General features: G+C 35.0%; 23 protein-coding genes and 2 tRNA genes. 13 read left to right on the forward strand and 12 right to left on the reverse strand.

What is annotated here, in order from left to right; all coding sequences use genetic code 11:
- The first annotated feature begins 13 nt into the window (after positions 1 to 13).
- Together B2Z27_RS09140 and B2Z27_RS09145 are read left to right on the forward strand one after the other, a co-directional pair.
- Entirely contained in the window at positions 14 to 952 is a 939-nt protein-coding gene (locus tag B2Z27_RS09140) for a PorP/SprF family type IX secretion system membrane protein (protein ID WP_058103407.1), read from the forward strand.
- Positions 953 to 963: 11 nt separating this feature from the next.
- On the forward strand, positions 964 to 2,916 hold the full coding sequence (locus B2Z27_RS09145; protein WP_286813429.1) for an OmpA family protein: 1,953 nt from the start codon (positions 964 to 966) through the stop codon (positions 2,914 to 2,916).
- Positions 2,917 to 3,076: 160 nt separating this feature from the next.
- On the opposite strand, the gene B2Z27_RS09150 is transcribed toward B2Z27_RS09145, so the two are convergent.
- A tRNA-Lys gene (locus B2Z27_RS09150) sits at positions 3,077 to 3,149 on the reverse strand.
- A gap of 99 nt (positions 3,150 to 3,248) precedes the next feature.
- Positions 3,249 to 3,321: transfer RNA gene (locus tag B2Z27_RS09155), tRNA-Lys, on the reverse strand.
- 133 nt (positions 3,322 to 3,454) lie between these two features.
- Between B2Z27_RS09155 and B2Z27_RS09160 the strand changes: the two genes are divergently transcribed.
- Positions 3,455 to 3,979: a shikimate kinase gene (locus B2Z27_RS09160; protein ID WP_339634410.1), complete on the forward strand. Its 525-nt coding sequence runs from the start codon at positions 3,455 to 3,457 to the stop codon at positions 3,977 to 3,979.
- On the opposite strand, the gene B2Z27_RS09165 is transcribed toward B2Z27_RS09160, so the two are convergent.
- Both B2Z27_RS09165 and B2Z27_RS09170 read right to left on the reverse strand, forming a co-directional pair.
- On the reverse strand, positions 3,971 to 4,468 hold the full coding sequence (locus B2Z27_RS09165; RefSeq protein WP_058103403.1) for a phosphoribosyltransferase family protein: 498 nt from the start codon (positions 4,466 to 4,468) through the stop codon (positions 3,971 to 3,973). The genes B2Z27_RS09160 and B2Z27_RS09165 overlap by 9 nt on opposite strands.
- 48 nt (positions 4,469 to 4,516) lie before the next feature.
- Positions 4,517 to 4,945, reverse strand: coding sequence for an RNA-binding S4 domain-containing protein (locus B2Z27_RS09170; RefSeq protein WP_074674750.1), 429 nt, complete (start codon positions 4,943 to 4,945; stop codon positions 4,517 to 4,519).
- Positions 4,946 to 5,023: 78 nt separating this feature from the next.
- Here B2Z27_RS09170 and B2Z27_RS09175 point away from each other — a divergent pair, with 78 nt between their 5' ends.
- Entirely contained in the window at positions 5,024 to 5,983 is a 960-nt protein-coding gene (locus B2Z27_RS09175) for an FKBP-type peptidyl-prolyl cis-trans isomerase (protein WP_099188916.1), read from the forward strand.
- A gap of 71 nt (positions 5,984 to 6,054) precedes the next feature.
- On the opposite strand, the gene B2Z27_RS09180 is transcribed toward B2Z27_RS09175, so the two are convergent.
- Positions 6,055 to 6,645, reverse strand: coding sequence for a porin family protein (locus B2Z27_RS09180; protein ID WP_058103400.1), 591 nt, complete (start codon positions 6,643 to 6,645; stop codon positions 6,055 to 6,057).
- Between the two features lie 238 nt (positions 6,646 to 6,883).
- Between B2Z27_RS09180 and tgt the strand changes: the two genes are divergently transcribed.
- The 6 genes from tgt (at position 6,884) to B2Z27_RS09210 (ending at position 14,135) form a co-directional block, all read left to right on the forward strand.
- Positions 6,884 to 8,014 (forward strand): tRNA guanosine(34) transglycosylase Tgt, encoded by a 1,131-nt coding sequence (gene tgt, locus B2Z27_RS09185; protein ID WP_091609021.1) that lies wholly within the window; start codon positions 6,884 to 6,886, stop codon positions 8,012 to 8,014.
- A complete protein-coding gene (locus tag B2Z27_RS09190) occupies positions 8,014 to 9,096 on the forward strand; it encodes an LptF/LptG family permease (protein ID WP_058103399.1) in 1,083 nt (360 codons plus the stop codon). Before tgt ends, B2Z27_RS09190 begins: the two co-directional genes overlap by 1 nt.
- Positions 9,083 to 9,982, forward strand: coding sequence for a DMT family transporter (locus B2Z27_RS09195; RefSeq protein WP_058103398.1), 900 nt, complete (start codon positions 9,083 to 9,085; stop codon positions 9,980 to 9,982). Before B2Z27_RS09190 ends, B2Z27_RS09195 begins: the two co-directional genes overlap by 14 nt.
- 49 nt (positions 9,983 to 10,031) lie before the next feature.
- Positions 10,032 to 10,985, forward strand: coding sequence for an acetyl-CoA carboxylase carboxyltransferase subunit alpha (locus B2Z27_RS09200; protein ID WP_058103397.1), 954 nt, complete (start codon positions 10,032 to 10,034; stop codon positions 10,983 to 10,985).
- 166 nt (positions 10,986 to 11,151) lie between these two features.
- Positions 11,152 to 12,702 (forward strand): replicative DNA helicase, encoded by a 1,551-nt coding sequence (gene dnaB, locus B2Z27_RS09205; protein WP_058103396.1) that lies wholly within the window; start codon positions 11,152 to 11,154, stop codon positions 12,700 to 12,702.
- A gap of 170 nt (positions 12,703 to 12,872) precedes the next feature.
- The gene (locus B2Z27_RS09210) at positions 12,873 to 14,135 is read left to right on the forward strand and encodes an asparagine synthetase B (RefSeq protein WP_071341715.1); all 1,263 of its coding nucleotides are present in this window, start codon (positions 12,873 to 12,875) and stop codon (positions 14,133 to 14,135) included.
- Positions 14,136 to 14,219: 84 nt separating this feature from the next.
- Here B2Z27_RS09210 and B2Z27_RS09215 read toward each other — a convergent pair whose 3' ends face one another.
- Positions 14,220 to 15,650 carry a hypothetical protein gene (locus B2Z27_RS09215; protein ID WP_286813431.1) on the reverse strand — a complete coding sequence of 477 codons (1,431 nt, stop codon included), beginning with the start codon at positions 15,648 to 15,650 and terminating at the stop codon, positions 14,220 to 14,222.
- 20 nt (positions 15,651 to 15,670) lie between these two features.
- Positions 15,671 to 18,088, reverse strand: a complete 2,418-nt coding sequence (locus B2Z27_RS09220; RefSeq protein ID WP_286813432.1) for a TonB-dependent receptor — start codon at positions 18,086 to 18,088, stop codon at positions 15,671 to 15,673.
- A gap of 147 nt (positions 18,089 to 18,235) precedes the next feature.
- Between B2Z27_RS09220 and B2Z27_RS09225 the strand changes: the two genes are divergently transcribed.
- On the forward strand, positions 18,236 to 19,207 hold the full coding sequence (locus B2Z27_RS09225; RefSeq protein WP_286813433.1) for a helix-turn-helix domain-containing protein: 972 nt from the start codon (positions 18,236 to 18,238) through the stop codon (positions 19,205 to 19,207).
- 37 nt (positions 19,208 to 19,244) lie between these two features.
- Here the strand turns inward: B2Z27_RS09225 and B2Z27_RS09230 are convergent, their stop codons facing one another.
- On the reverse strand, positions 19,245 to 20,039 hold the full coding sequence (locus B2Z27_RS09230; RefSeq protein ID WP_286813434.1) for an HAD family hydrolase: 795 nt from the start codon (positions 20,037 to 20,039) through the stop codon (positions 19,245 to 19,247).
- Positions 20,040 to 20,130: 91 nt separating this feature from the next.
- Here B2Z27_RS09230 and B2Z27_RS09235 point away from each other — a divergent pair, with 91 nt between their 5' ends.
- Together B2Z27_RS09235 and B2Z27_RS09240 are read left to right on the forward strand one after the other, a co-directional pair.
- Positions 20,131 to 20,553 carry a secondary thiamine-phosphate synthase enzyme YjbQ gene (locus B2Z27_RS09235; RefSeq protein ID WP_210708146.1) on the forward strand — a complete coding sequence of 141 codons (423 nt, stop codon included), beginning with the start codon at positions 20,131 to 20,133 and terminating at the stop codon, positions 20,551 to 20,553.
- A 32-nt stretch (positions 20,554 to 20,585) separates the two neighbouring features.
- The gene (locus B2Z27_RS09240; protein ID WP_071341720.1) at positions 20,586 to 20,864 is read left to right on the forward strand and encodes an EF-hand domain-containing protein; all 279 of its coding nucleotides are present in this window, start codon (positions 20,586 to 20,588) and stop codon (positions 20,862 to 20,864) included.
- 35 nt (positions 20,865 to 20,899) lie between these two features.
- Here the strand turns inward: B2Z27_RS09240 and rplT are convergent, their stop codons facing one another.
- The 4 genes from rplT to thrS all read right to left on the reverse strand — a co-directional run bounded on the left by rplT (position 20,900) and on the right by thrS (position 24,169).
- On the reverse strand, positions 20,900 to 21,244 hold the full coding sequence (rplT, locus tag B2Z27_RS09245) for a 50S ribosomal protein L20 (RefSeq protein ID WP_027064529.1): 345 nt from the start codon (positions 21,242 to 21,244) through the stop codon (positions 20,900 to 20,902).
- Positions 21,245 to 21,342: 98 nt separating this feature from the next.
- Complete coding sequence (gene rpmI, locus B2Z27_RS09250) at positions 21,343 to 21,540, reverse strand: 50S ribosomal protein L35 (RefSeq protein ID WP_047245905.1); 198 nt, start codon at positions 21,538 to 21,540, stop codon at positions 21,343 to 21,345.
- 102 nt (positions 21,541 to 21,642) lie between these two features.
- The gene (gene infC, locus B2Z27_RS09255; protein ID WP_082642892.1) at positions 21,643 to 22,200 is read right to left on the reverse strand and encodes a translation initiation factor IF-3; all 558 of its coding nucleotides are present in this window, start codon (positions 22,198 to 22,200) and stop codon (positions 21,643 to 21,645) included.
- Positions 22,201 to 22,228: 28 nt separating this feature from the next.
- The gene (gene thrS, locus B2Z27_RS09260; protein WP_286813435.1) at positions 22,229 to 24,169 is read right to left on the reverse strand and encodes a threonine--tRNA ligase; all 1,941 of its coding nucleotides are present in this window, start codon (positions 24,167 to 24,169) and stop codon (positions 22,229 to 22,231) included.
- Positions 24,170 to 24,456 lie beyond the last annotated feature (287 nt).

The following is a 24,456-nucleotide window of genomic DNA, read 5'->3' on the forward strand; positions in this document are numbered from 1 at the left end:
CAATAAATTAACTATGAAGAATCTATTTATAACTTTATTTTTACTTGTAGCATCCTTTTGGACGATAAGGGGGCAACAAGATGCCCAATATACACAGTACATGTATAATACCGTTGCTGTGAACCCGGCATATGCAGGGTCAAGAGGAGTTCTTAGTATTGCAGCCTTACATCGATCACAATGGGTAGGGTTAGACGGTGCACCAACAACGCAGACCTTGAATATAAATAGCCCTATTTCGGATAGAGTGGGACTTGGACTGTCTATCGTAAACGATGAAATAGGAAACGGTACAAACCAAGATACTTATTTTGATGCGGTATTTTCTTATACCGTACCTACATCCGAAGAAGGTAAACTATCTTTTGGGTTAAAGGCGGGCGGTCATTTTTTGAACATAGACTTTAATAGACTAAGAAATTATGATCCGTCTAATGCGGCCGTTGGGCAAACCAATATAGATAACAAGTTCTCACCTAACTTTGGAGCCGGAGTTTATTACCATACGGAACAGTTTTATGCAGGACTTTCAATACCCAATTTTCTAGAAACGGAGCATTTTGATTCTGGTGGAAATAGTAATTCTTATATAGCTCAAGAAAGAATGAATTGGTATTTGATAACAGGCTATGTTTTTGATATTAATCCTGATTTAAAATTAAAACCGGCATTACTTTTTAAGGCTGTAGAAGGTGCGCCATTGCAAGCTGATCTTTCTGCAACCGTTTTACTTAATGATACATTCTCCTTGGGTGCGGCATATAGATGGGATGCAGCCATGAGTGCACTTGTGGGATTTCAGTTGAACGAAAAATTAATGTTAGGTCTTGCATATGACCGTGAAATTACCGAATTGGGAAGTACATCGTTTAACGATGGGTCATTTGAAATCTTTCTAAGATTTGAATTTTTAACCCGCTATAAAAATATATTGGCACCAAGATTCTTTTAAACCTATTAATTATGAAGTATAGAATAAATAATATAAAGTGTTTACTAGTCATAGCATTATCATTTGGCAGTATGCTTAATGCACAGGATAAGAAAACAAAAAGGGCCAAAGCGGATTTTAATAGTTATGCTTATGCAGAAGCCATTGAATCTTACGAGGAATTGGTAAAAGAAGGTTATACTTCAGAAGAGATTCATAAGAATTTGGGAGATGCGTATTATCAAAAAGGAAATTATAATGCCTCAGCATACTGGTATGAGCAATTATTTGCAGAGCCACAGATAAATGTGGATACTGAATATTTGTATAAATATGCTCAGACCTTAAAATCAAGTGGGAACTACGAACTATCTCACGTTTGGATGCAAAAGTTCGCAGAACAAAAAAAAGGAGATATAAGAGCTATTAAATTCCAGGAAAATAAAGACTATTTAGATAAAATAAAGGAAAATAGTCAAAGATATGATATAAAGAATATTCCCGTGAATTCTGCTTCTGCTGATTTTGCCCCGTCCTTTTTCGGAGAGCAATTAATTTTTTCTACGGCGAGAGATACCGGTAGAATTTTAAAAAGTGTTCATAAATGGAATAATAAGCCATTTACAAATTTGTATACTACCAAAGTAACCGAGAATGGTGAATTTAGTGTTGCTGAAAGGTTGTCCAAAAAATTGAATAAAAAGACCCATGAGAGTTCTACTGCTTTTACAAAAGATGGTTCAACTGTTTACTTTACAAGAAACAATTCTAAAAATGGAAATTTTCTTAGGGATAAAGAAGGTCTAAGTAGATTAAAGATCTATAGGGCAACTTTAAATGATGGCGAATGGGAAGATATTATGGAACTTCCTTTCAACAGCGAGAATTATTCGGTAGCACACCCTACTTTAAGCAATGATGAGAGAAAACTTTACTTTGCTAGTGATATGCCAGGAACTTATGGGCAATCGGATATTTTTGTTGTTGATATCAACGAGGACGGCACTTTTGGAACACCCAAAAATTTAGGCAATGAAATAAATACAGAAAGTCGAGAAACATTCCCCTTTATTACCGAAGATGAGGTACTATATTTTGCATCTGACGGGCATCCAGGACTAGGTGGTCTAGATATATTTGCCACCAAAATTGATGATATGGATGCCTTATATATTTTAAATGTTGGGGAACCTGTAAATAGTGTGCAAGATGATTTTTCATTCATTATGGACCAAAAGTTAAAAAAAGGATATTTTGCATCTAGTAGAGAGGGTGGTGTTGGTAGTGATGATATCTATAGTTTTACAGAAACAAGACCTTTAGATCTACAATGTAGTACAGAACTTACAGGGGTGGTCAAAGATGAAAAAACAGGTGGACCTTTAAAAGATGCGGATATTAAGGTATACAATAGTAAGAATGAATTAGTATCTAGTTCAAATACCAATGGTACTGGAATGTTTACCACTGAAGGCAATTGTGCAAAAGGCAACTATAAGATTTTGGCTTTCAAAAAAGATTACGAAGAAGGCGAAAAAATCGTAGTTACGAAAAAAGGTAAAGATTTCAATGATATAGAAATTATTTTAACGCAGATTGACAAATCTGCACCAGTGGGCACAGACCTTGCTAAATACTTGAACATAGATCCAATTTACTTCGACTTTGACGAGTATTTTATACGAGAAGATGCAAGTATCAGTATTAATAAGGTATTGGCTTATTTAAATGAATTTCCATCTGTTAAGGTACAGGTACGCTCACATACAGATTCTCGTGCGAATGATGTGTACAATAAAAACCTTTCAGCAAAGAGGGCTAAGGCAACTGCAGATTATTTAATTAAAAAAGGCATATCCAGTGACCGTATTACGTATGAAGGATATGGTGAGACAGCGTTGGTAAATAACTGTAGCAACAATGTGCCTTGTAGCAAAGAAAGCCATCAACTAAATAGGCGATCAGAGTTTATAGTTGTAGAATAAACATTAAAATAAAAAAAATAAAAAAGTGGAAAAGAACTCAGTTCTTTTCCACTTTTTTTTAATTAAAATTTTTGCTGTTAGCAAACCTTCTTAAATTATATATTTTAAGTATCGACTTTAAACAAAAAAACCTTTCAATAGAAAATTGAAAGGTTTTTTGTGACCTGGCTGGGGCTCGAACCCAGGACCCTCTCCTTAAAAGGGAGATGCTCTACCAACTGAGCTACCAGGTCAAAATTTAAAAAGAACGTACTAGGTCAATGAGAGATTGAATCAACTCAAAGGTTTAAATAAAAAAGCCTCTTTTTTTTGAAGAGGCTAATATTTAGTTGTGACCTGGCTGGGGCTCGAACCCAGGACCCTCTCCTTAAAAGGGAGATGCTCTACCAACTGAGCTACCAGGTCAATAAGTCATTTTAGAAATTTGTTTCCCTCAATGCGGGTGCAAATATACGTCGATAACTTTATTTTGCAAGTCATTTTAGAGATAAATTTATTTTTTTTTGAAAACCCTATTATTTAGTCCAATTTTGTACAAATGAAAGAAGTGAAAATAGTTTTGGTAGGTTACATGGGAAGTGGTAAAACCACTGTGGGTAGAATCGTTGCTAACCATTTGAATGTTAATTTTTTAGATTTAGATGCTTTTATAGAGGAAGGTGAGAAAATGAGCATAGCATCTATTTTTAAAGAAAAAGGAGAGGTCTATTTCAGAAAAAAAGAAATAGAATATCTCAATAAAGTATTTTTAAAAGATGAGAGTTTTGTGCTATCATTAGGTGGAGGTACGCCTTGTTTTGGAAATAATATGGAGTTCATAAATAGTAAGACACCTAATTCTTTTTATTTAAACGTTGGCATAAATGAACTTGAAGAGCGTTTGGCAAAGGAAAAAGAGCATAGACCTATGATTTCTCATTTAGAAGATGACAAGTTAACTGAGTTTATTGGCATGCACTTATTTGAAAGAAGTTACTTTTATAACAAAGCGCACCATAAAATTAAAAGTAATAGGAATACCCCAACAGAAATCGCGGAGATGATCGTAAATAAATTAGTCTAAATACACCCTATCATTTTTGGTTTCAAAATGAACGTTTACATGCTCCTGTAATGAGGTGGATAGTGAAATTCCTTTATAATCCGCTTTTACAGGGTATTTTTTATGGTTTCTATTTACCAAGACTGCAGTTTTAAGCTGTTTTAAAGGTGTTTTAAGAAAATGATGAACTCCATATATCAATGTAGTACCAGAATTAAGGACATCATCTACTAATACAACGGATTTATTCACGAATTCCTCTTCGGCAATTGAGGTACGTACACCGCTTGTTAGGGGGTCTTTTTTATCCATTGATAACTTGCAAAGTACAATTTTTGCTTCAGTAATCTTCTTAAGTTTTGCCACGATTTTTTTTGCAAACTGCAGTCCGCCACCTTCTATACCCGCTATTATAATTTCTTCTTCATAAACGTTGGCTTCATAAATTTGATAGGCTATACGTTCAATTTTATGTTGAATCTGTTGATGTGAAAGTATATTTTGTTGCATGGGTTTTTCTTAAAACAATAAAGATAGTTATGTTTTTAAAAGTATTTGCTAATCGTGAGATTCTTTACTTGAATTATCGGGCGTTTGGTTTTCTTCTTTATTTTCGTTTGAGGGAGTGTCTAAAAAGTCGTCAATATCACGACGGTCTTTTTTTGTAGGTCTTCCAATACCTTTTTTACGATAATAATCTTTAGAATATTGCAAAAGCTCATTATGTTCAAAGGCTTCTTTTGGTGTGGTATCTTTTCTATAAATATTCACCAATTTAGCACCTACACGACTGGGCGGAATGTCAAGTACCGTTAATTTGTAGTCAATTTGATTTTTTCGTGCTACAATTTCATCCATTGGATATACTTCCCTACCTGGTTTGGCGGTAATACCATTTATTTTTACGTGACCTTTCTTACAGGCATTGGTGGCAATGTTTCTAGTTTTAAAATAGCGTGTACTCCACAAGAATTTGTCTATGCGCATTATGACCGGCATTTCTTTGTTAACTTCCAAACAAAAATAAGGGAAAATTGTATCTTGCGCGTTTAAAATAAATTATTGATGAAATTGAGAAATGCTTATTTGTTAATAGCTGGTTTGCTTATACTGGGGTCATGTAAAAATGATGATGATGCTATTGGTGAAATTGTGCCGCCAAGGTTATTAAGTGAGGTTACCGAAGAGGATGATGCCGAGATAATTGAGTTTTTAAAAACGCATTTCTACAATGAAGATGAGTTTGAGACTCCACCTGAAGGATTCGATTTTAAAATAAGGTTTGATACTATTGCTGGTGAAAATAGCACTAAACGATCAATTTATGATAGTCCTAATTTAATTACACAAACCATTACGGTTGATTCTGAAGACTTGGGAAGAGAAGATGATAATGAAGTTATTGATCAAACACTGTATACGTTAGTAGCTAGACAAGGTGTTGTGGAAGGTAAACCCACCATTGGTGATTTTTCTGTTTTAAGATATGAGGGGCTTTTGCTAGATGGTACTCTTTTTGACGCCTCTACAAATCAACCTATTCGTTTTAACCTTTCTTCGGTTGTGCAAGGTTTTGGTAATGGAATGAAAAATTTTCAGACAGGAAATGGTCCAATTGAAAACGGTGATGGCACGGTAAGTTATGAAGGCTATGGTATAGGTGCTATTTTTATGCCTGCGGCATTGGCTTATTTTGATTCGTCTCCAAATTCAGACGTGCCAACATATTCACCATTGATTTTTAAGGTAGATGCCTTTTCTTATGAACCAGATTCAGATTTAGATGGTGATGGTATTCCTTCGATCCTAGAGGATTTAAATGGAAATGGGAACCTTAATGATGATAATACAGATATTGATCTAGAGTCTATTTTTGCCAGATCAGCTAACCATAATGATGTTGATGATGACGGTGATGGTATATTGACTATTGATGAAATTGAGTTGGATGCCGATGGTAATTTTGTTGGCTTCCTAGATACGGATGGTGATGGTATTCCTGATCACCTGGATAATGATTTGTAGAAAAATCATTTAAAACATAAAAAAAACCTCTTAAGTGTACTTAAGAGGTTTTTTGTTATTTATTGTTTTCTTTATAACATTAAAGACAAACTCAAAATTAGCTGGTCTGGTCTGGTGTCTATTCTACTTGGACCTACATTTGTAATATTTGTATTGATAAAGGAAGCTTCGTTATCGTTAAACCCTCTTTCATACCGTAAATCAATTCCAAGTTTTCCTAAACTTACCCCAGCACCAATATTCATTCCAACTGAAAAATCGTTTTCTACATCATCAATGGTTATTCCGTCAAATTCAGTGTCTAAAATGTACTGAAAAGCTGGTCCGGCAAAAACGTGTAAAGGGCCTACAACGTTAATTCCTAAAAGTACCGGAACATCTAATTTACTCATATCAAAATCTGCTCCATCATAATCAGATTTTGTTTTGGTATATACCAATTCTGGTCTCAAGTATACTTTTGATGCTCCAATTTTCCCAAAAACACCAAGATGGTATCCTATGTTTCTATCCGGGTTTCTTGCTGCATCTCCAACAGATTCAAAATAATCTCCGTTCGCACTGTAATTTAATCCTCCTTTAATTCCAAATCCAGAATCGCTTTGGGCAATCCCATAAAATCCAGAAAGAGCTAAAAAAGCTGCTAAAATTGTTTTTTTCATATCGTTGTTGTTTTATGTGAAACTCGTATCAAATACAATACCAGAAGTTTCATTTCTCGTTATACCATGAGAACGGAGGTAAAATATCTTTATTGTTTTACTATTCAATTGGGTCAATTTCAATTCATTTAAAGCAAAAATGAGGGTAATGTAATTTAATTTGTTGATGAACATCTTTGCTTTTTATTAAGTTTTTACCACCAACAGTTCATTATATTTGCAGCTAGAATTAGAAAGTTTGAAATTTACATTACACACTACAGATACACAATCAAAAGCTAGGGCAGGAACTGTCGTTACTGATCATGGCGTAATTGAAACCCCAATTTTTATGCCTGTGGGTACGGTTGCCTCGGTTAAAGGTGTGCACCAAAAAGAATTGAAAGAAGAAATAAACCCAGATATTATTTTGGGCAACACCTATCATTTATTTCTACGTCCTAAAACAGAGATTTTAAAAAAAGCGGGCGGATTACATAAATTTATGGGCTGGGATAGAAATATTCTTACCGATAGCGGAGGGTATCAAGTATATTCTTTATCAGGCAATAGAAAGATAAAGGAGGAAGGGGTAAAATTTAAATCGCATATAGATGGATCTATGCATTTGTTTACACCTGAGAATGTCATGGAAATTCAGCGAGTGATAGGTGCAGATATTATCATGGCTTTTGATGAATGTACACCTTATCCTTGTGAGTATAATTATGCCAAGCGTTCTATGCACATGACGCATAGGTGGCTAGATAGATGTATAAACCATTTGGAGAAAACTCCATTTGAATATGATTATGCACAAACTTTTTTTCCTATTGTGCAAGGGTCAACTTATAAAGACCTTAGAAGACAATCTGCTGAATATATTGCAAATGCAGGCGCTGAGGGTAATGCAATTGGAGGACTGTCCGTTGGTGAACCAGCGGAGGAAATGTATGGTATGACAGAGGTAGTCTGTGAAATTTTACCAGAAGACAAACCAAGATATCTAATGGGAGTAGGTACCCCTATTAATATATTGGAGAATATTGCCTTGGGTATAGATATGTTCGATTGTGTGATGCCTACAAGAAACGCTAGAAACGGAATGTTGTTCACAGCGCATGGTACGATCAACATAAAGAACAAAAAGTGGGAAGATGACTTCTCCCCAATTGATGAAATGGGCACTACATTTGTGGATCATGAGTATTCTAAGGCATATTTAAGACATTTGTTTGCCGCCAATGAGTATTTAGGTAAGCAAATAGCAACAATTCATAACTTAGGGTTTTATATGTGGTTGGTGCGCGAAGCTCGTAAACATATCATAGCAGGTGATTTTAGAACTTGGAAAGATATGATGGTAAAACAAATGGATAAAAGGCTATAATGCTATCAATAATAGATAAATACATTCTAAAGCGGTATCTGGCAACTTTTTCGTTGATGCTTTTGTTGTTCATTCCCATTGGTATAATGGTGAATTTGGCAGAGCAGATCGGTAAAATGATCGATAATGAAGCCCCGCTGGATGAAATTGTTATGTACTATGTGAACTTTACCATTTACATAGGCAATCTATTATTTCCTATTTTCCTGTTTCTTTCGGTTATATTTTTTACTTCTAAACTTGCTAATAACACAGAAATTGTTGCCATATTAAGTTCCGGGGTGTCTTACGGTCGGTTTTTAAGACCTTATATTATAGGGGCTTCTATGATTGCGGTACTCATGTTCTTTATGACCATGTTCATTGTACCCAATGCCAGTGTAGGTTTCAATGAATTTAAATACAAATACTTAAAGAAGGGAAAACAAGATAGGGTAACCAACAACATATTTAATCAGTTGAACGAAACGGATTTTATATATGTGAGTAGTTTTGATCCGGCACGTCAATTGGGGCACAACTTTACTTTTGAACGTTTTAAGGAGAATAATGAACTGGATTTTAAGATTTCTGCAGCCAATATTCGTTGGGTAGACAAAGATTCTAGCTATCGCTTAACATCGTACAAAAAACGAACTGTTTTAGGTGATACGGCAATTATAGAAAGTAAACGTAGGTTAGATACCATATTTGCTTTTGATATAGGTGATCTTACGCCTGTTTCTTATGTGGCCGAGACAAAAAATCTTTTTGAATTGGATACTTTTATCAAGGATCAGAGAAGAAAAGGGGCTTCTAATATAAATACATATGTACTGGTTAAATATAAAAGATGGGCATTGCCTTTAACTGCTTTTATTTTAACGATAATAGCCGTATCGGTTTCATCTGTAAAAAGACGTGGTGGTATGGGAGCAAACTTAGCCTTTGGTATTTTAATTGCTTTTATATTTATCTTTTTTGATAAGGTATTTGGGACTTTGGCAGAGCAGTCTGGTTTTTCTCCATTGCTCGCCGTAATAATCCCTAATGTAGTATTTGGATGTTTGGCTTTTTATCTACTTCAAAATGCAAAAAGATAGAATATTAAATCTACTGCATTTACATTTCATTGTCTTTATTTGGGGCTTTACCGCTATTTTAGGTAAGTTGATTACAATTGATTCCTTACCATTGGTTTGGATCAGAATGGGGTTGGCAACACTTTTTATTGCGATTTATTTATTGTTTGCAAAGTTTAGTATAAAAATTTCAAGAAAAACATTTTGGTGGTTGCTGGGTGGTGGCGTTGTGGTAGCATTACATTGGGTAACTTTCTTTTTGGCAATAAAGGTTTCTACGGTATCGGTTGCTCTTGCCATGATGTCTACAGGTGCTTTTTTTACGGCATTAATGGAGCCCTTTTGGTATAAACGTAAAATTATAGGGTACGAGATTTTTTTCGGGCTTTTGGTGGTAGTAGGGCTTTATTTAATATTTAAAGTTGAGGCGCAATATGTATTTGGTATGACCATAGCATTGATATCTGCTTTTTTGGCCGCAGTGTTTTCGTTGATCAATGGTAAATTGGTTCAGAACCATAGACCCTCTGTTATTTCATTCTATGAATTGGGAGTAGGGGTTTTATTTTTGTCCATCGTTTTAATTGCTAAAGGAGATTGGAATATGTCCTTGGTTGTTTTACCTACTTCGGATTGGATCTATTTGTCCATTTTAGCTGTTGTATGTACTGCCTATGCTTTCATAGCTTCGGTCAAGGTGATGAAGATTTTAACGCCATATACAGTTATGCTTACCACAAATTTAGAACCTGTGTACGGTATTTTGCTAGCATGGTTTATATTTGGCTCAGAAGAAAAAATGAAACCTATGTTTTATGTGGGAGCCTTAATTATACTCAGTACCGTCATTGCGAACGGTATTTTGAAACAAAGAGCAAATATTAAAAAAAGGGTACCCAAGATTTAGGTATTAAAGTTTTATCTTTGAGCCGCAACTAAAGAAACTTTATTGAAATATGGAATATTTGGATTTTGAACTTCCTATTAAAGAATTGGAAGAGCAATTGGACAAGTGCATGGTAATTGGTGAAGAAAGTGATGTAGATGTTACTGAGACCTGTAAGCAGATAGAAAAAAAACTTTCTGATACCAGAAAGGAGATTTATAAGAACTTAACTGCTTGGCAGCGCGTACAGTTGTCAAGACACCCAAATAGACCTTACACTTTAGATTATATCAAAGCTATATGTGGCGATACCTTCTTAGAGCTGCACGGTGACCGTACCGTAAAAGATGATAAGGCCATGATTGGTGGTTTAGGTAAAATTGGTGATCAGAGTTATATGTTCGTTGGTCAGCAAAAAGGGTATAATACCAAAACTCGTCAATACAGAAATTTTGGTATGGCCAACCCAGAAGGGTATAGAAAGGCATTGCGTTTAATGAAATCTGCTGAAAAATTTCAGGTTCCTGTGGTTTGTTTGGTAGATACTCCGGGTGCATACCCAGGTATTGAGGCAGAAGAAAGAGGACAAGGTGAAGCCATTGCAAGAAATATACTTGAAATGACACGTTTAAAAGTGCCAGTTATAGTTGTTATTATCGGTGAAGGTGCATCTGGTGGAGCTTTGGGTATAGGTGTTGGAGATAAGGTGTTAATGTTAGAGAATACTTGGTATTCGGTAATTTCACCAGAGTCTTGCTCTTCTATTTTATGGAGAAGCTGGGAGTATAAGGAAAGAGCTGCAGAAGCGTTGAAATTGACTGCTACCGATATGAAAAAATTAAAGCTAATTGATGAAATTATTCGCGAACCTGCAGGTGGGGCGCATGCCAATAGAGAAAAAACTTTTGATACGGTAAAAAATAAAATTTCTGCCCATTTTGAAGAATTGCAAAAGTTATCACCAAAAGAATTGGTAAATCAGCGTATGGAAAAATATGCACAAATGGGTGTTTTCAACGGCTAATCTGCATTTTAGGCTTCAAAAAAATATACCGAGGATTTTATTCCTCGGTTTTTTTATGTTATCAACAGAAAATCGTAATTTATTAACAGTCAATTGTTAGTCAACTGTGAACATCGAAATCTATGTTTTTCACGTTAACTAAAGGTTAATTGTATACTTTCGCATTATGGAGAACACAAAACCTTTTGTTGGTCGAAAGATCGACAAATCTACTATTATAAACCTTGAGAAAGGTAAAATACCACCACAAGCCGTTGATTTAGAGGAGGTTGTGCTTGGTGCTATGATGATAGATAAAAAGGGTGTCGATGAAGTTATCGATATTTTGCACCCCGATGTTTTCTATAAAGATGCTCATAGGTTCATCTATGAAGCCATCTTTATTTTGTTTGAAGAATCACAACCTGTAGATTTATTAACCGTTTCTTCCCAATTGAAGAAATCTGGCAAATTAGAAGTTTGTGGAGGTGATTTTTACCTTATAAAACTGACCCAAAAAGTAGCATCTTCGGCGCATATTGAGTTTCATGCCCGTATTATACTTCAAAAATATATTCAACGTAGTCTTATTAAGATATCCGGTGAAATAATTGAAGAGGCCTACGATGAAGCTACAGATGTTTTTGACTTATTGGATACTGCTGAAGCTAAACTTTATGATGTTACCCAAGGAAACTTAAAACGATCTGCAGAGACCGCTCAGGATTTGGTGATCCAAGCAAAAAAGCGAATAGAGGAGATTGCTGGTAAAGAGGGGATGAGTGGTATACCTTCTGGTTTTGACAAACTAGATAAACTTACCTCAGGATGGCAGCCAAGTGATTTGATCATTGTAGCGGCAAGACCTGGTATGGGTAAAACGGCATTAACCTTGTCTATGGCAAGGAATATGGCGGTAAACTCAAATATGCCGGTAGCCTTCTTTTCATTGGAAATGTCATCGGTACAGCTTATTACCAGGTTAATTTCATCTGAAACAGGGTTGTCTTCAGAAAAATTGAGAACCGGTAAACTGGAAAAACACGAGTGGGAGCAGTTGAACGTAAAGGTGAAATCATTGGAAAAGGCACCTTTGTTTATTGATGATACCCCGTCACTTTCTATTTTCGATTTACGTGCCAAAGCAAGAAGATTGGCTTCTCAGCATGGCATTAAAATGATCATGATCGATTACTTGCAATTAATGACAGCTGGTGGTAGTCAAAAAGGAGGAAACAGGGAACAGGAAATTTCTACTATTTCTAGAAACTTAAAAGCCCTTGCAAAGGAATTGAACGTTCCGGTAATTGCACTATCTCAATTGTCTCGTGCGGTAGAAACACGTGGAGGTAGTAAAAGACCGGTATTATCAGATTTGAGGGAATCTGGTGCAATTGAGCAAGATGCGGATATTGTATCATTTATTTATAGACCAGAATACTATAAGATTGAAGAGTGGGATGATGAGGAGCATACACCAACTCAAGGTCAGGCAGAATTTATTGTAGCTAAACACCGTAATGGTGGACTAGAAAACATTAGACTTAAGTTTATCGGTAATCAAGGTAAGTTTGACAACCTTGATGATTTTGACTCTCCTTTTGAATTTCAATCGAAAATGAACGCAAACGAAGAGAATCCGTTCGCAACTAAAAATTTACCAAGTGCAGATGACGCTTTTGGCAGTAGTATGAACAATAGTCCAGATTTTGAAGAGGATAATGATGTACCGTTCTAAGTTTCGGTTCAATTAATATTTTTAAAAAAGTCCTCGTTTAGAGGACTTTTTTTATTTTGTTGCAATTGTTTTTCATTACTGTTCGTTATCTTAACTATAGTGGCTTTAACAAGTTCTTGGTTATTCTACCTTATTATTTGCTCTATCTTTGAGTGAATGAAATTAATAATATGTCTAAAATTGTAAGTTCAATTTTCTTTCTTTTACTATCGGTACAAGTATTTGCTTCATCAATTTTAATACCTATGGATGCCGATACTCAAAAAAATCATTTAAAAGCATACGGCATAACCTATTGGGTTTTGTCCAAACAGCAAAAAGTACAATGGTTACTGAATTACAGAGGCGGTTCTTTTTTATTGCCAGATGGGGAAAGTATTAGAAAAGAATGTCAAATAAGGGGAGTAAGCTTTGAAATAATTTCTGATGGACAGGCTAATGCTATTTTGGATGAAATTAGTAGCCCATCAAAAAATCAAGATGCTGTTATATTGGAAAAAGCGCCACGTATTGCGGTGTATTCCCCAAAGGATAAACAACCTTGGGATGATGCCGTAACAATGGCTTTGACCTATGCAGAAATACCTTATACCACCATTTATGACGAAGAGGTACTTGGGGATAAACTAGCTTTGTATGATTGGTTGCATTTGCATCATGAAGATTTTACCGGCCAGTATGGTAAATTTTATGGCGCGTATAGAGCAACCCCATGGTATATAGAAGGAAAGAAAAATGCCGAAAAATTGGCTAAAAAGTTAGGTTACGATAAGGTTTCAGAGGAAAAAAGAGCTGTAGCATTAAAGATTAGAAATTATGTGATCGGCGGTGGTTTTATGTTTGCCATGTGCTCCGCCACAGATAGTTTTGATATTGCTTTGGCGGCAGATGGTATAGATATAGTTGAACCTATGTTCGATGGCGATGCGTCTGATCCAAATTACCAGGCTAATTTAGATTATGGTAAAACTTTTGCGTTCACAGATTTTATATTGGAACGTAGCCCTCTTAAATATGAATTTTCTACTATTGATATGACCAGTAAAAGGGGAAATGTGCCTAAGGAGTCAGATTATTTTTCTTTGATGGATTTTTCTGCAAAATGGGACCCTGTGCCTACTATGTTATGTCAGAACCATACTTCTTTGGTAAAAGGATTCATGGGGCAAACAACTGCCTTTACACGCTCTGAAATAAAGCCGACTGTTTTAGTGTTAGGTGAGAATAAAATAAACGAGGAAGCAAGATACATTCACGGCATTAAAGGAAAGGGATTCTTTACTTTTTATGGCGGACACGATCCAGAAGATTATCAACATAGGGTAGGGGATCCAAAAACGGAATTGGAGTTGCACCCTACATCACCTGGTTATAGATTAATACTGAACAATGTTTTGTTTCCGGCAGCAAAAAAGAAAAAACAAAAGACCTGATTTTTATTTTAAGAGATTTCCAAAAAAAAATACCATTACCGGTAATAGCCGATAATGGTATTTTAAAACTGTTAATTTTAAAGATTACCAAGCGCCAATGAAATGACTACCTGTGGAATTGATTAATTCCGCACCTTTAGTTACTTCACCGGTTTCAGTTTCTACAATGTAAATGTTTCCATTTTGACCAACTGGAGCTTGAGTAAGATAGATTTCTGTTCCATCAACTGCATACCCTTGGTATTGAAACAATTCAAAATCTACTTCATAAGGAATATCGTTGATTAAGGTTGCTGTCTTTGCGTTCAAATCAACTAAGGCAAAAAAGCTTTCCCCTCTACCGGAAATACCTTCTGCAGACCCATCATGACGGTAAGCTAAAACAGCTTTACCATTGGCAGCAGGTCTCCAGGCTAAAACATAAGCACCGGTAACACCTAAAGCAGCATCTAGATTAAAATCATAAGAATCATCATATAAATTGTCTGCTCCAATTTTTAGGATATGAGAACCTTCTGGGTCACTTTGATTGGCTTGATAAACACTTCCATTGTATTCAAAAGCGTTAATGCTACGGTAACCATTAGTGTTTCCATGTCCTACTGTAGAAGTGATTATTATAGGGTTTTCCAAAGAAGGATAATCTACTACTATCGTTTTAGAACCTAAAATCTCATAATCGCTATCACTTTCAAGATCAGCTGCATTTTCTTCATCTCTAGTTAAAGTTGCAGGATCAACTTTATTCATACGAGCTCCAATGTATAATTTGTCTCCGGCGGCATTTAATGTTGGCATATCAATTCTACCAATGTAATACCCTTGAGATTCTAATTCTTCACCTATAGACAAATCAATTTGTTGGAAGTTGTTGATTTGAGAATCTACCAAATCTAATGTCACTATACCTACGGTTTGGCTTGTACGAACATAAGAATCATCTGTTACATCATCAGGAGTACCATTATCATCAACAATATGTTCAATATCTACCCTTACTGCACAGCCAGTTTTATCGCCATCAAATAATTTAATCCATCTAGGAGCAGTACCTACATATTCTGCAATACTAATTTCTGATCCTGTTTGTTCAAAATCTTGTCCTCCATTTACAATGTACTTGGTGTAATTACCACCCGTATCACCAGCGTAACTAATATTGAATATGGTATTGCCATCTTCTGAAGCTTGTAATCTTGCCGTTCTGTTAGATGGTGCTATAAAACCATTATTAAATGGGTCTATTTGTACCGTTGGGTCTTTGGCATCTTCACTAGTAACAGCATAAATTAATGTTCCACCGTTACCATCTCCAGGTTCTTCACCCATTTTAGCTCCGGCAATAGTTATCCATCTTGAAGCTACTTCTGCTTCTTCCGCTATCTCTTCTTGCTCTTCCTCTTCTTGTTCAGTTTCTGGAGTTACAGTGTCGTCATCGCTACTACAAGAAGCCATAAACCCTACTGCAGCTATAGCAATGGCAAATGATTTTAAATTTAATAATGGTCGTTTCATAATATATTCTATTTAGATATTTAAAAATTATTGATTATGTAATTCAGTTTTAGATAAAATGCTCTTCCTGGTTTTTGCACCCGTAAATTGTCATAGGCAACTTCATCAAATACGTTTTTGACATCAAGGCTTATAGAAACCCTTTTATTTGGAAACACGTAACTACATCCAAAATCTTGAATAAATTGGGTTGGAATTAAAAACTCTTCTAAACCTGCCACATTAGTACCTTGTTCCTCTTTATAGGAGAATTCATCTGTGAAGTAAGCATTGTAAAAAAGATTAAAACGTGCTGTATTTTGAATAAAATTATTGAATGAATACCGTAGCGAAGTGTTCATTGTAAACAAGGGAACATTTGGAGAGTTTACAATATTATCTTGAAGATTTTTTCTTTGAAGCGTTAGTTTGGACAGGTTGAAATTAAACCCAAAGTTGTCCTTAAAGTTATAGCTGATTTCTGCTTCTACCCCTTTAGAATTGGTTTCCCTATCAAAATTTCCATATTGAATAGTTTCTCCTAATTCTTGATTATCCTGAGCATCACCGGGAAAACCAATTAAATTTTGAATTTTTCGGGAAAATAGATTGGTAGAGACGGTAAGTGCGTGATTTTTTATGTTGAACCTTCCGAATCTAAAACCAAGGTTATAATTATTGCTGGTTTCTGGTTCAATGGTAAGGTTGGGTTCAATATTTTCTCCTGCATCACCAAATACTTCGTTCTCATTTGGTAGACGAATAGCTTTTTCAGCAGAGGTGAGAATGTTAAGATTTTTTATAAGCAGATAAGAAATTGCATACCCGTAACCATTATAATCTTTATTGCTTTGGTAAACTTCATCAATAACCTCTGTGGCGTTGCTGTTGAACCTAGGAAATGTATTCAATACCTTTTGTCTATAGTGCTTACCGAACAGATTCACTTTTAATTTATCATCAATAGCATTTAGCTCATAACTTAATGAGTATATATTTTTGTATATATCACTGGTTTGTTGAAAGGTGTTTTCTAAAAGCGATATCATTTCATCACTATCTTCCCGGTCAAGTCCGCTGTAGACGTGGTTAAGAAATACTTTATGGTTTTTATTTATTTCATAAGAAATTCCTGTTCTTATAGAAGCAACTTTCCTGTTGATGTTTAGTAGTGTTGGTCCGCCTTCTTGTTGGGATCCCCAAGAATATTCAAATTCATCGCCTTTGTAATCTATAGCTCTATTTCCGGTCCAGCTATATGCCTCGGCTGTGGTGTCATTCAAAATACGATTTCTCTCCCCAAATAATCCGGTAACATTTACATCTAAACCTTTAAAAAAGATATCTTTTTTAAGATATGTCAAATTAGCCAACAACGCATCGGACTCTAAAAATCTGCCTTTATACGGTATCTTAGTAACAAAAGCACCGTGTTGCACTTCTTTGTAATCATCGGAACCTGTAACGCCAATAAAAAATTGATCCGCCCATTTTACGTCAGTATAACCTGCCTGTATTGTTCCTCCGGTAGACCTATAAGCATCATTAAATCTTTTTGCTGTAATAAGTGTTTCTACACCTCCTAGACCTTTATCTACAATATTTCTTCCGCTAATTTCATAATCATTGTCAGAATAATTATGAAAACCAGAGGCTTTGACGGTAAAACCAGATTTATCAAAACGATACAACCCGTTAATGCTGGCTTGTAATGTATTAAACGATCCATAAGACACGGAAGCATTTAAATTATTACGTGCGCCTTTTTTCATTACAATGTTTATTGCTCCACCTAGTGCATCATCAGCCAAATGTCCGGGAATCACTCCCTTGTAAACTTCAATGTTTTCTATCATTGAAGGAGGAATACTGTTCAAACTAAAAGAAGAACCGTACATAGAAATGGGTATGCCGTCAATAAAAATACTAACCGAGTTTCCTGATAAACCATTTAAAGAGTATTCTACATTAGAACCAAGTCCGCCGTTTTGTCTAATTTTTACACCAACAGTAGTGTTTAATAATTCATTGGTCTGAATATTTCTAATACTGGCTTCTTCAGTTTTTATGGCATTAACAGCAAAACCTTTGGTTTCTATCTCCGTCTCTTTAGATTTGCCGTTAACATTGACTTCGTCTAGGTTTTCAACACTTTCCGATAACTTATAATTGACTGTAATTTTCTTTGTACTACTGGTAATTTCAACGGTTTTAAAAAGTGTTCTATAACCAATAAAAGAAACAACAACATTGTGTTTTCCTTGTGGTACATTTTCAATGAGGAAGCTACCGTTGTCGTCTGTTAAAACGCCTAGTTTAAGACCCTCTATCATCACAGTTGCGAAAGCTAAAGGATTGTTGTAATCGTCTTTAACAGTACCGGAAATAGAACTAAGTAACTCTTGAGAATGAACAGATGCAAAGAGTAATATAAAAATGACGGTAAAATGGTTTTTCATTTGGTTTAAAAAAGGTTACTATCTTTATTAAGATTTAGTCTAAATAAATTAGTTTTGCAAATCTAAAGAAGGAATGAAAAGACAAGTGCCGAGAAAGGAATTTAAACATACGCAAAAGGAAGTATTGGTTTGCGGTAGTCAATGTATATGAAGAAGGAATTGTTAAGGAAAGAAATAAAGGTAGAAGAACTGTTTAATAATAGTTTTCTAAACAATTCGGTACAGTTTAATGAGGTAGAGGTGACTACTAAGAACAATAGTTCTTTTATTAAGGGAGTGGAGTTTTCTAATGATGAAGTATTACAGGAATTTGATTCGGAGATTTGTGTTTCTAGCGATGAACATTTAATAAAATTGCACTTCTCATTAGAAGGTGCTTATGGTTATCAGCCGCTTAGACACATAAAGTATTTGGTGCAAATTCCAGAAAATCATTGTAATATGTTCTATTACCCAATTACAGAGGGTAGAGATATGTTTTTTAAGGGAAATGCAAAATCTTTTGAGATATACCTTAAACCTAGTTTGCTAAAGAATTTGTTAGGCAAAGAATTTGAAAAATCTTTTCAGAAGTTGAAGAATGCTATCCAAAATTCCAATTCATTTGTACTATGGGATAAGAGTAAATTTATTCCACCAAATATTCGTAGTAAAATAAATGAGATCATTCAATGTCCTTATACAGGTGAATTAAGAAAAAAATATTTGGAAAGTAAGCTTACGGTATTGTTGATAGATTTTCTTTTAGGAAGACAAACTTCAAGAGTATCTAAGAGTAATGTAAAACTTTTAAATTCCGATTATTTGGCCTTAGTAAGAGTTGAGGATTATATCAGAAAAAATTTGAAAGAGCCATTAAAAATAATTGATTTGGCAGATTTAGCTGGGTTTAATCCTACCAAGTTGAAAAGGGATTTCAAAAAGTTGTACGGGGTTACCGTATTTAAATATATCACTGCGTTAAGAATGGAAGTTGCCAAAAGTTTAATTACTCAAGACGGGGCTACAATTGCGCATGCTGCTTTTGAGGTTGGTTATGCTAATCCACAACATTTTACTACAGCTTTTAAAAGAACCATGGGGTATGTGCCTAGTGAGTTGAAACCTGCGGTACAATAGCATAGAAATCGTGTTTAATCGTCAAGTTGGCTAATCTTTATTTTACCAGCATTTTAAGTATGTGTTCAACACCATTATCATCATTGCTCAATGTGCTGTATTTGGCAACCTTTTTTACGTTTGGATGTGCATTTGCCATTGCAAAACCGTAATCTGATAGTGCAAGCATTTCTAGGTCATTATTGTAATCTCCAAATACCATTATTTCATTAGATTTAAGATTATAGCTGTCCATGACTTTTGACAACGCATATCCTTTATGAGCGTTCATGTTAGATATATCTAACCAGTTCTCGCCAGACACTTTAACTTTTAAATCTTTTTCAAAATGTTTTACAAATGGGTATATAAATTGTTCTGAACTCTCAAAATGATAAATGGCAATTTTTATTACTTCGGAAGTAAACGTATTTAAGTTATCTATGATTTCAAACTCGGTATAATATTCTGCCAATTTATTTACAAATTCATTCGATTTATTGGTTAAATAGGCTTGATGCTTACCGCAAAGAACAGGGTGTATATTGGGTATTTTATTTAAAGTAGCTAAGATTTCTGTTACTCGTTGTTGGTCTAATGGCGTAACTAGAATTTCGGTATCTTGCTTTTTGGCAAATCCACCGTTCTCGGCAATTACAATTATTTCGTCTTTTATGGGAGCAAGCTTATCAATTATACTATTGTATTGTCTGCCACTGGCAGCAACAAATGTGATGTCTCTAGATTGTAATTCTTTAAAGAGCTCAAAGAATTGTTCACTGACTTGGTGGTTAGAGTTAAGTAAGGTGCCATCCATGTCCGAAACAACCATTTTAATCTTTGATAAATCCATAAATTATTTAATTTATGGTAAAGATATTTGAATGGAAGTTAACATGTACTTTAAAGATCAAAGTTTTACCTTTAATTAATAATTACCAGGTATGAAGTTATTTCAAAAACAGTTTAGTTTACCACCTTACCAAAGAGGTTTTCATATTATCACCAGCCTAATCTTAGAACGTTTACCAGAGATTCAAGAAATTGATGTCGGTATGCTACAGGTATTTATTAAACACACATCTGCTAGTTTAACCATTAATGAAAACGCAGATCCCACAGTCAGAGAAGATTTTGAGTCCTATATAAATAGATTTGTGCCTGAAAATGAACCTTATTATAAACATAATTATGAAGGTTCAGATGATATGCCTGCACATATAAAGGCTTCATTAATGGGAGCGTCTGTTCAAGTGCCCGTGTCCAATGGGAAATTAAATATGGGAATATGGCAAGGTATATATTTATGTGAACATAGGAATTATGCCTCGGGCAGAAACATTGTTTTAACCTTGTGGGGAAGTTGATATTTATTTAAATTAAAAGAAAAACATAGTTTATGACTACGGAAGAATCTATTCTGAACAAAATTCAAATACTGATTACAAATCATTTTGAAACACCAGAAATGGCATTTAATTTTTTTGATGAGGATAATGATCAAAAGTTGACCAAATCTGAAATTGTAAAATTGTTGAAACAAGCAGAAATAAGTGGATTTATTAGAGGTATTGTTTCGTCAAAATTGATTGAAGGTTATGATAAGAATGGTGATGAGCTAATTGATTGGCAAGAATTTAAAGCGGCTATCGCTAAAATTAAAAAATCCGATTCGTAAGAATCGGATTTTTCAAAAGTGAGATTGTTATTAATTTATTTTACCTGGTCTACAACTGCCTTAAAGGCATCTGGGTGGTTCATTGCTAAATCTGCAAGAACTTTTCTGTTAAGTTCAATGTTATTAGCTTTTACTTTTCCCATAAATTGAGAGTAAGACATTCCATGCTGTCTGGCACCTGCATTAATACGGGTAATCCATAATGAACGAAAAGTTCTTTTCTTGTTTCTACGGTCTCTGTAAGCATATAACATTGCTTTTTCAACCGCGTTTTTGGCTACTGTCCAAACGTTTTTACGTCTTCCAAAGTAACCTTTGGCTTGCTTCATTACCTTTTTTCTTCTGGCTCTTGAAGCTACTGCATTTACTGATCTTGGCATTTCTTTCTAATTTTTTGTAGTAGGCGTCCTTTTTATTTTAAGGAACTTTGATTGCCTAACTCCATGGTTAATAATTTTACCTTTTTAAAGAACTAAAATTACTTTAAACGTAATTGTTCTTTAATGCTGTTAACATCATGTTGGTGAACCAATGTATCATGAGTTAAAGCAAGCTTACGCTTTTTAGACTTTTTCGTAAGAATGTGACTCTTAAAGGCGTGCTTTCTTTTAATTTTACCGGTACCCGTTAGCTTAAAACGCTTCTTAGCACTGGATTTTGTTTTTTGTTTAGGCATTTTCTCCTAGTTTATATATTAATCTCACTTGTTTATGCTGAACTGTCCACCAATGGCGGACAGCATTCAGTATTCTAATATTCGATTTTAAAAACCGAAATTTTATTTTCCTTTTGTCTTAGGAGCTATGAACATTGTCATACGCTTTCCTTCTAGTTTAGGCATCTGTTCAACTTTTCCTAATTCTTCTAATTCAGATGCTAACCTCAATAATAAAATCTCACCTTGGTCTTTATAGACAATTGATCGTCCTTTAAAAAAGACATATGCTTTTAATTTTGCTCCTTCTTTAAGGAACTTTTCGGCATGTTTCTTTTTAAATTCATAATCGTGGTCATCAGTATTGGGACCAAATCTTATTTCTTTAACAACAACCTTTGAAGCTTTCGCTTTCATGGCTTTATCCCTTTTCTTCTGTTCGTATAAAAACTTTTTATACTCCATAATCTTACAAACAGGAGGGTCTGCCTTTGGTGAAATTTCCACCAAATCCAAACCTAATTCTTCTGCTTTTTCAAGAGCCTGAGGAAAAGGATATACACCTACTTCAACATTGTCACCAACTAACCTAACTTTAGGGGCCGTAATCTTCTCATTAATATTATGAGGATTCTTATTTTCCCTTCTAGGTTGCGGTCTAAATCTTTTACGTATTGCTATGACTAATTCTTTTTAATTAAACTTTTATTTAAAACGTCTTTAAGGTACTATTTATTTCTGTGTTAACCAAGTCTGTGAACGTTGCAATGCTTATTGCTCCTAAATCTTCACCTCCATGCTTACGAACAGATATAGTGTTGTCCGCCTCATCGTTTTCTCCCACGATCAGCATAAAAGGTATCTTAGCCATTTCTGCTTCTCGTATTTTCTTGCCTACAGTCTCATTTCTACTGTCTACAAGGGCGCGAATTTCGTTATTTTCTAGGGATTTTAAAACTTTTTCGGCATATTTTTCATGTTTTTCGCTTACAGGTAAAATTATGGCTTGTTCTGGGGTAAGCCACAATGGGAAATTACCTCCAGTATGTTCCAATAATAAAGCTATAAAACGCTCCATGCTACCAAATGGGGCACGGTGTATCATCACGGGTCTATGTAGCTCGTTATCACTGCCTTTGTAGCTTAAGTCGAATCTTTCAGGTAAGTTGTAATCTACCTGAATAGTACCTAGTTGCCATTGTCTTCCAAGCGCGTCTTTCACCATGAAATCTAGTTTAGGACCATAGAAGGCTGCTTCACCGGCTTCAATCACAAAATTTAATCCTTTCTCTTTAGCGGCATTGATGATAGCTTGTTCTGCTTTTTCCCAATTTTCCACTGAGCCAATGTACTTTTCCGGATTGTCCAGATCACGTACAGAGACCTGTGCGGTAAAATTTTCAAATCCAAGGGATCCCAATACATATAAGGATAGGTCTATTACATTTTTAAATTCCTCGTCCAGTTGATCTGGTGTACAGAAAATATGTGCATCATCTTGAGTAAATCCACGTACACGGGTAAGTCCATGAAGTTCTCCACTTTGCTCATATCTATATACCGTACCAAATTCCGCAAATCTTTTAGGTAGTTCCTTATAGCTATATGGTTTTGTGTTGTAGATTTCACAGTGGTGAGGGCAATTCATCGGTTTTAAAAGAAATTCCTCACCTTCCTTGGGTGTATGTATCGGTTGAAAGCTGTCTTCACCATATTTTTCATAATGTCCAGAGGTAACATATAATTCTTTTTGACCAATATGTGGTGTAACCACCATTTCATATCCGGCTTTCTTTTGGGCTTTCTTTAAAAAGTTTTCAAGGCGTTCACGTAAGGCAGCACCTTTAGGTAGCCATAATGGTAGTCCTTGACCTACTTTTTGCGAAAAAGTAAATAGTTCTAATTCTTTACCTAGCTTTCTGTGGTCTCTCTTTTTTGCTTCTTCTAAAAGTGCCAAATATTCGGTAAGCTCTTTTTGTTTTGGAAATGAGATGCCATATATACGTGTAAGTTGTGTGTTGTTTTCGTTACCTCTCCAGTATGCACCTGCTACACTTAATATTTTTATAGCCTTTACAATACCGGTATTAGGAATGTGTCCACCTCTACATAAATCTGTAAATGTATCATGATCACAAAACGTAATGGTACCATCCTCAAGGTTTTCAATCAACTCTACCTTGTATTCGTTGCCTTGCTTTTTATAGAATGCAAGTGCATCGGCTTTTGATACCGCTCTCATTTTATAGTCGTGTTTTCCCCGGGCAATCTCTAAAGCCTTCTTTTCTATAGAGGTAAAATCTTTTTCTGAAATAGAGCCATTTGGTAATTCTACGTCGTAATAGAAGCCGTTTTCTATGGCGGGTCCTATAGTTAGTTTAACTCCAGGGTACAATTCCTCAATAGCTTGCGCTACAATATGTGAAGTTGAATGCCAAAAAGCTGTTTTTCCTTCTTTATCGTTCCAGGTGAATAGTACTAAGCTACCGTCTGTTTCTAAGGGGGTAGTGGTTTCAACAATAGTTTCGTTGAATTTTGCCGAAATAACATTGCGGGCTAATCCTTCGCTTATACTTTTTGCAACCTCTAATGGCGTAGTTGCTTTTTCAAATTCCTTGACCGATCCGTCGGGAAGTGTAATTTTAATCATTTCTTGTACATATTATAGGGTGTCAAAGATAATATGAACTATTCATGTCCGCAATAGAATAGTGTTATGTTTTGCTGTAGTCTTAAAGAAGAACTATGAGGCTTATGGTTGCTATACGATTGTTTTAGTTGGTATGGTGTTAGTTTGCCTGTAAGATTTTAATATAATCAAATATATGTATTGATTTTTTTATTAAATTTAATATCGCTTTTTTATTTTGAGTGTAAAGTGCTGTAAATAAATTGGTTGTCGTTACACATGAGAAAACCTTGTATTTATTTTATAAA

It is taken from the genome of Maribacter sp. UBA3344 (assembly GCF_002362375.1).
GTDB classification, from domain to species: Bacteria; Bacteroidota; Bacteroidia; order Flavobacteriales; family Flavobacteriaceae; genus Maribacter; species Maribacter dokdonensis.

Excerpts from the sequence above, each read along its gene's own strand:
- B2Z27_RS09170 (WP_074674750.1), bottom strand. The coding sequence starts at position 4,945 with ATGCGCATAGACAAATTCTTGTGGAGTACACGCTATTTTAAAACTAGA.
- B2Z27_RS09240 (WP_071341720.1), top strand. The coding sequence starts at position 20,586 with ATGACTACGGAAGAATCTATTCTGAACAAAATTCAAATACTGATTACA.
- B2Z27_RS09225 (WP_286813433.1), top strand. The coding sequence starts at position 18,236 with ATGAAGAAGGAATTGTTAAGGAAAGAAATAAAGGTAGAAGAACTGTTT.
- dnaB (WP_058103396.1), top strand. The coding sequence starts at position 11,152 with ATGGAGAACACAAAACCTTTTGTTGGTCGAAAGATCGACAAATCTACT.
- B2Z27_RS09200 (WP_058103397.1), top strand. The coding sequence starts at position 10,032 with ATGGAATATTTGGATTTTGAACTTCCTATTAAAGAATTGGAAGAGCAA.
- rpmI (WP_047245905.1), bottom strand. The coding sequence starts at position 21,540 with ATGCCTAAACAAAAAACAAAATCCAGTGCTAAGAAGCGTTTTAAGCTA.
- B2Z27_RS09175 (WP_099188916.1), top strand. The coding sequence starts at position 5,024 with ATGAAATTGAGAAATGCTTATTTGTTAATAGCTGGTTTGCTTATACTG.
- B2Z27_RS09210 (WP_071341715.1), top strand. The coding sequence starts at position 12,873 with ATGTCTAAAATTGTAAGTTCAATTTTCTTTCTTTTACTATCGGTACAA.
- rplT (WP_027064529.1), bottom strand. The coding sequence starts at position 21,244 with ATGCCAAGATCAGTAAATGCAGTAGCTTCAAGAGCCAGAAGAAAAAAG.
- B2Z27_RS09165 (WP_058103403.1), bottom strand. The coding sequence starts at position 4,468 with ATGCAACAAAATATACTTTCACATCAACAGATTCAACATAAAATTGAA.
- thrS (WP_286813435.1), bottom strand. The coding sequence starts at position 24,169 with ATGATTAAAATTACACTTCCCGACGGATCGGTCAAGGAATTTGAAAAA.
- B2Z27_RS09140 (WP_058103407.1), top strand. The coding sequence starts at position 14 with ATGAAGAATCTATTTATAACTTTATTTTTACTTGTAGCATCCTTTTGG.
- B2Z27_RS09145 (WP_286813429.1), top strand. The coding sequence starts at position 964 with ATGAAGTATAGAATAAATAATATAAAGTGTTTACTAGTCATAGCATTA.
- B2Z27_RS09230 (WP_286813434.1), bottom strand. The coding sequence starts at position 20,039 with ATGGATTTATCAAAGATTAAAATGGTTGTTTCGGACATGGATGGCACC.
- B2Z27_RS09195 (WP_058103398.1), top strand. The coding sequence starts at position 9,083 with ATGCAAAAAGATAGAATATTAAATCTACTGCATTTACATTTCATTGTC.
- B2Z27_RS09220 (WP_286813432.1), bottom strand. The coding sequence starts at position 18,088 with ATGAAAAACCATTTTACCGTCATTTTTATATTACTCTTTGCATCTGTT.
- B2Z27_RS09190 (WP_058103399.1), top strand. The coding sequence starts at position 8,014 with ATGCTATCAATAATAGATAAATACATTCTAAAGCGGTATCTGGCAACT.
- B2Z27_RS09180 (WP_058103400.1), bottom strand. The coding sequence starts at position 6,645 with ATGAAAAAAACAATTTTAGCAGCTTTTTTAGCTCTTTCTGGATTTTAT.
- B2Z27_RS09160 (WP_339634410.1), top strand. The coding sequence starts at position 3,455 with ATGAAAGAAGTGAAAATAGTTTTGGTAGGTTACATGGGAAGTGGTAAA.
- B2Z27_RS09235 (WP_210708146.1), top strand. The coding sequence starts at position 20,131 with ATGAAGTTATTTCAAAAACAGTTTAGTTTACCACCTTACCAAAGAGGT.
- B2Z27_RS09215 (WP_286813431.1), bottom strand. The coding sequence starts at position 15,650 with ATGAAACGACCATTATTAAATTTAAAATCATTTGCCATTGCTATAGCT.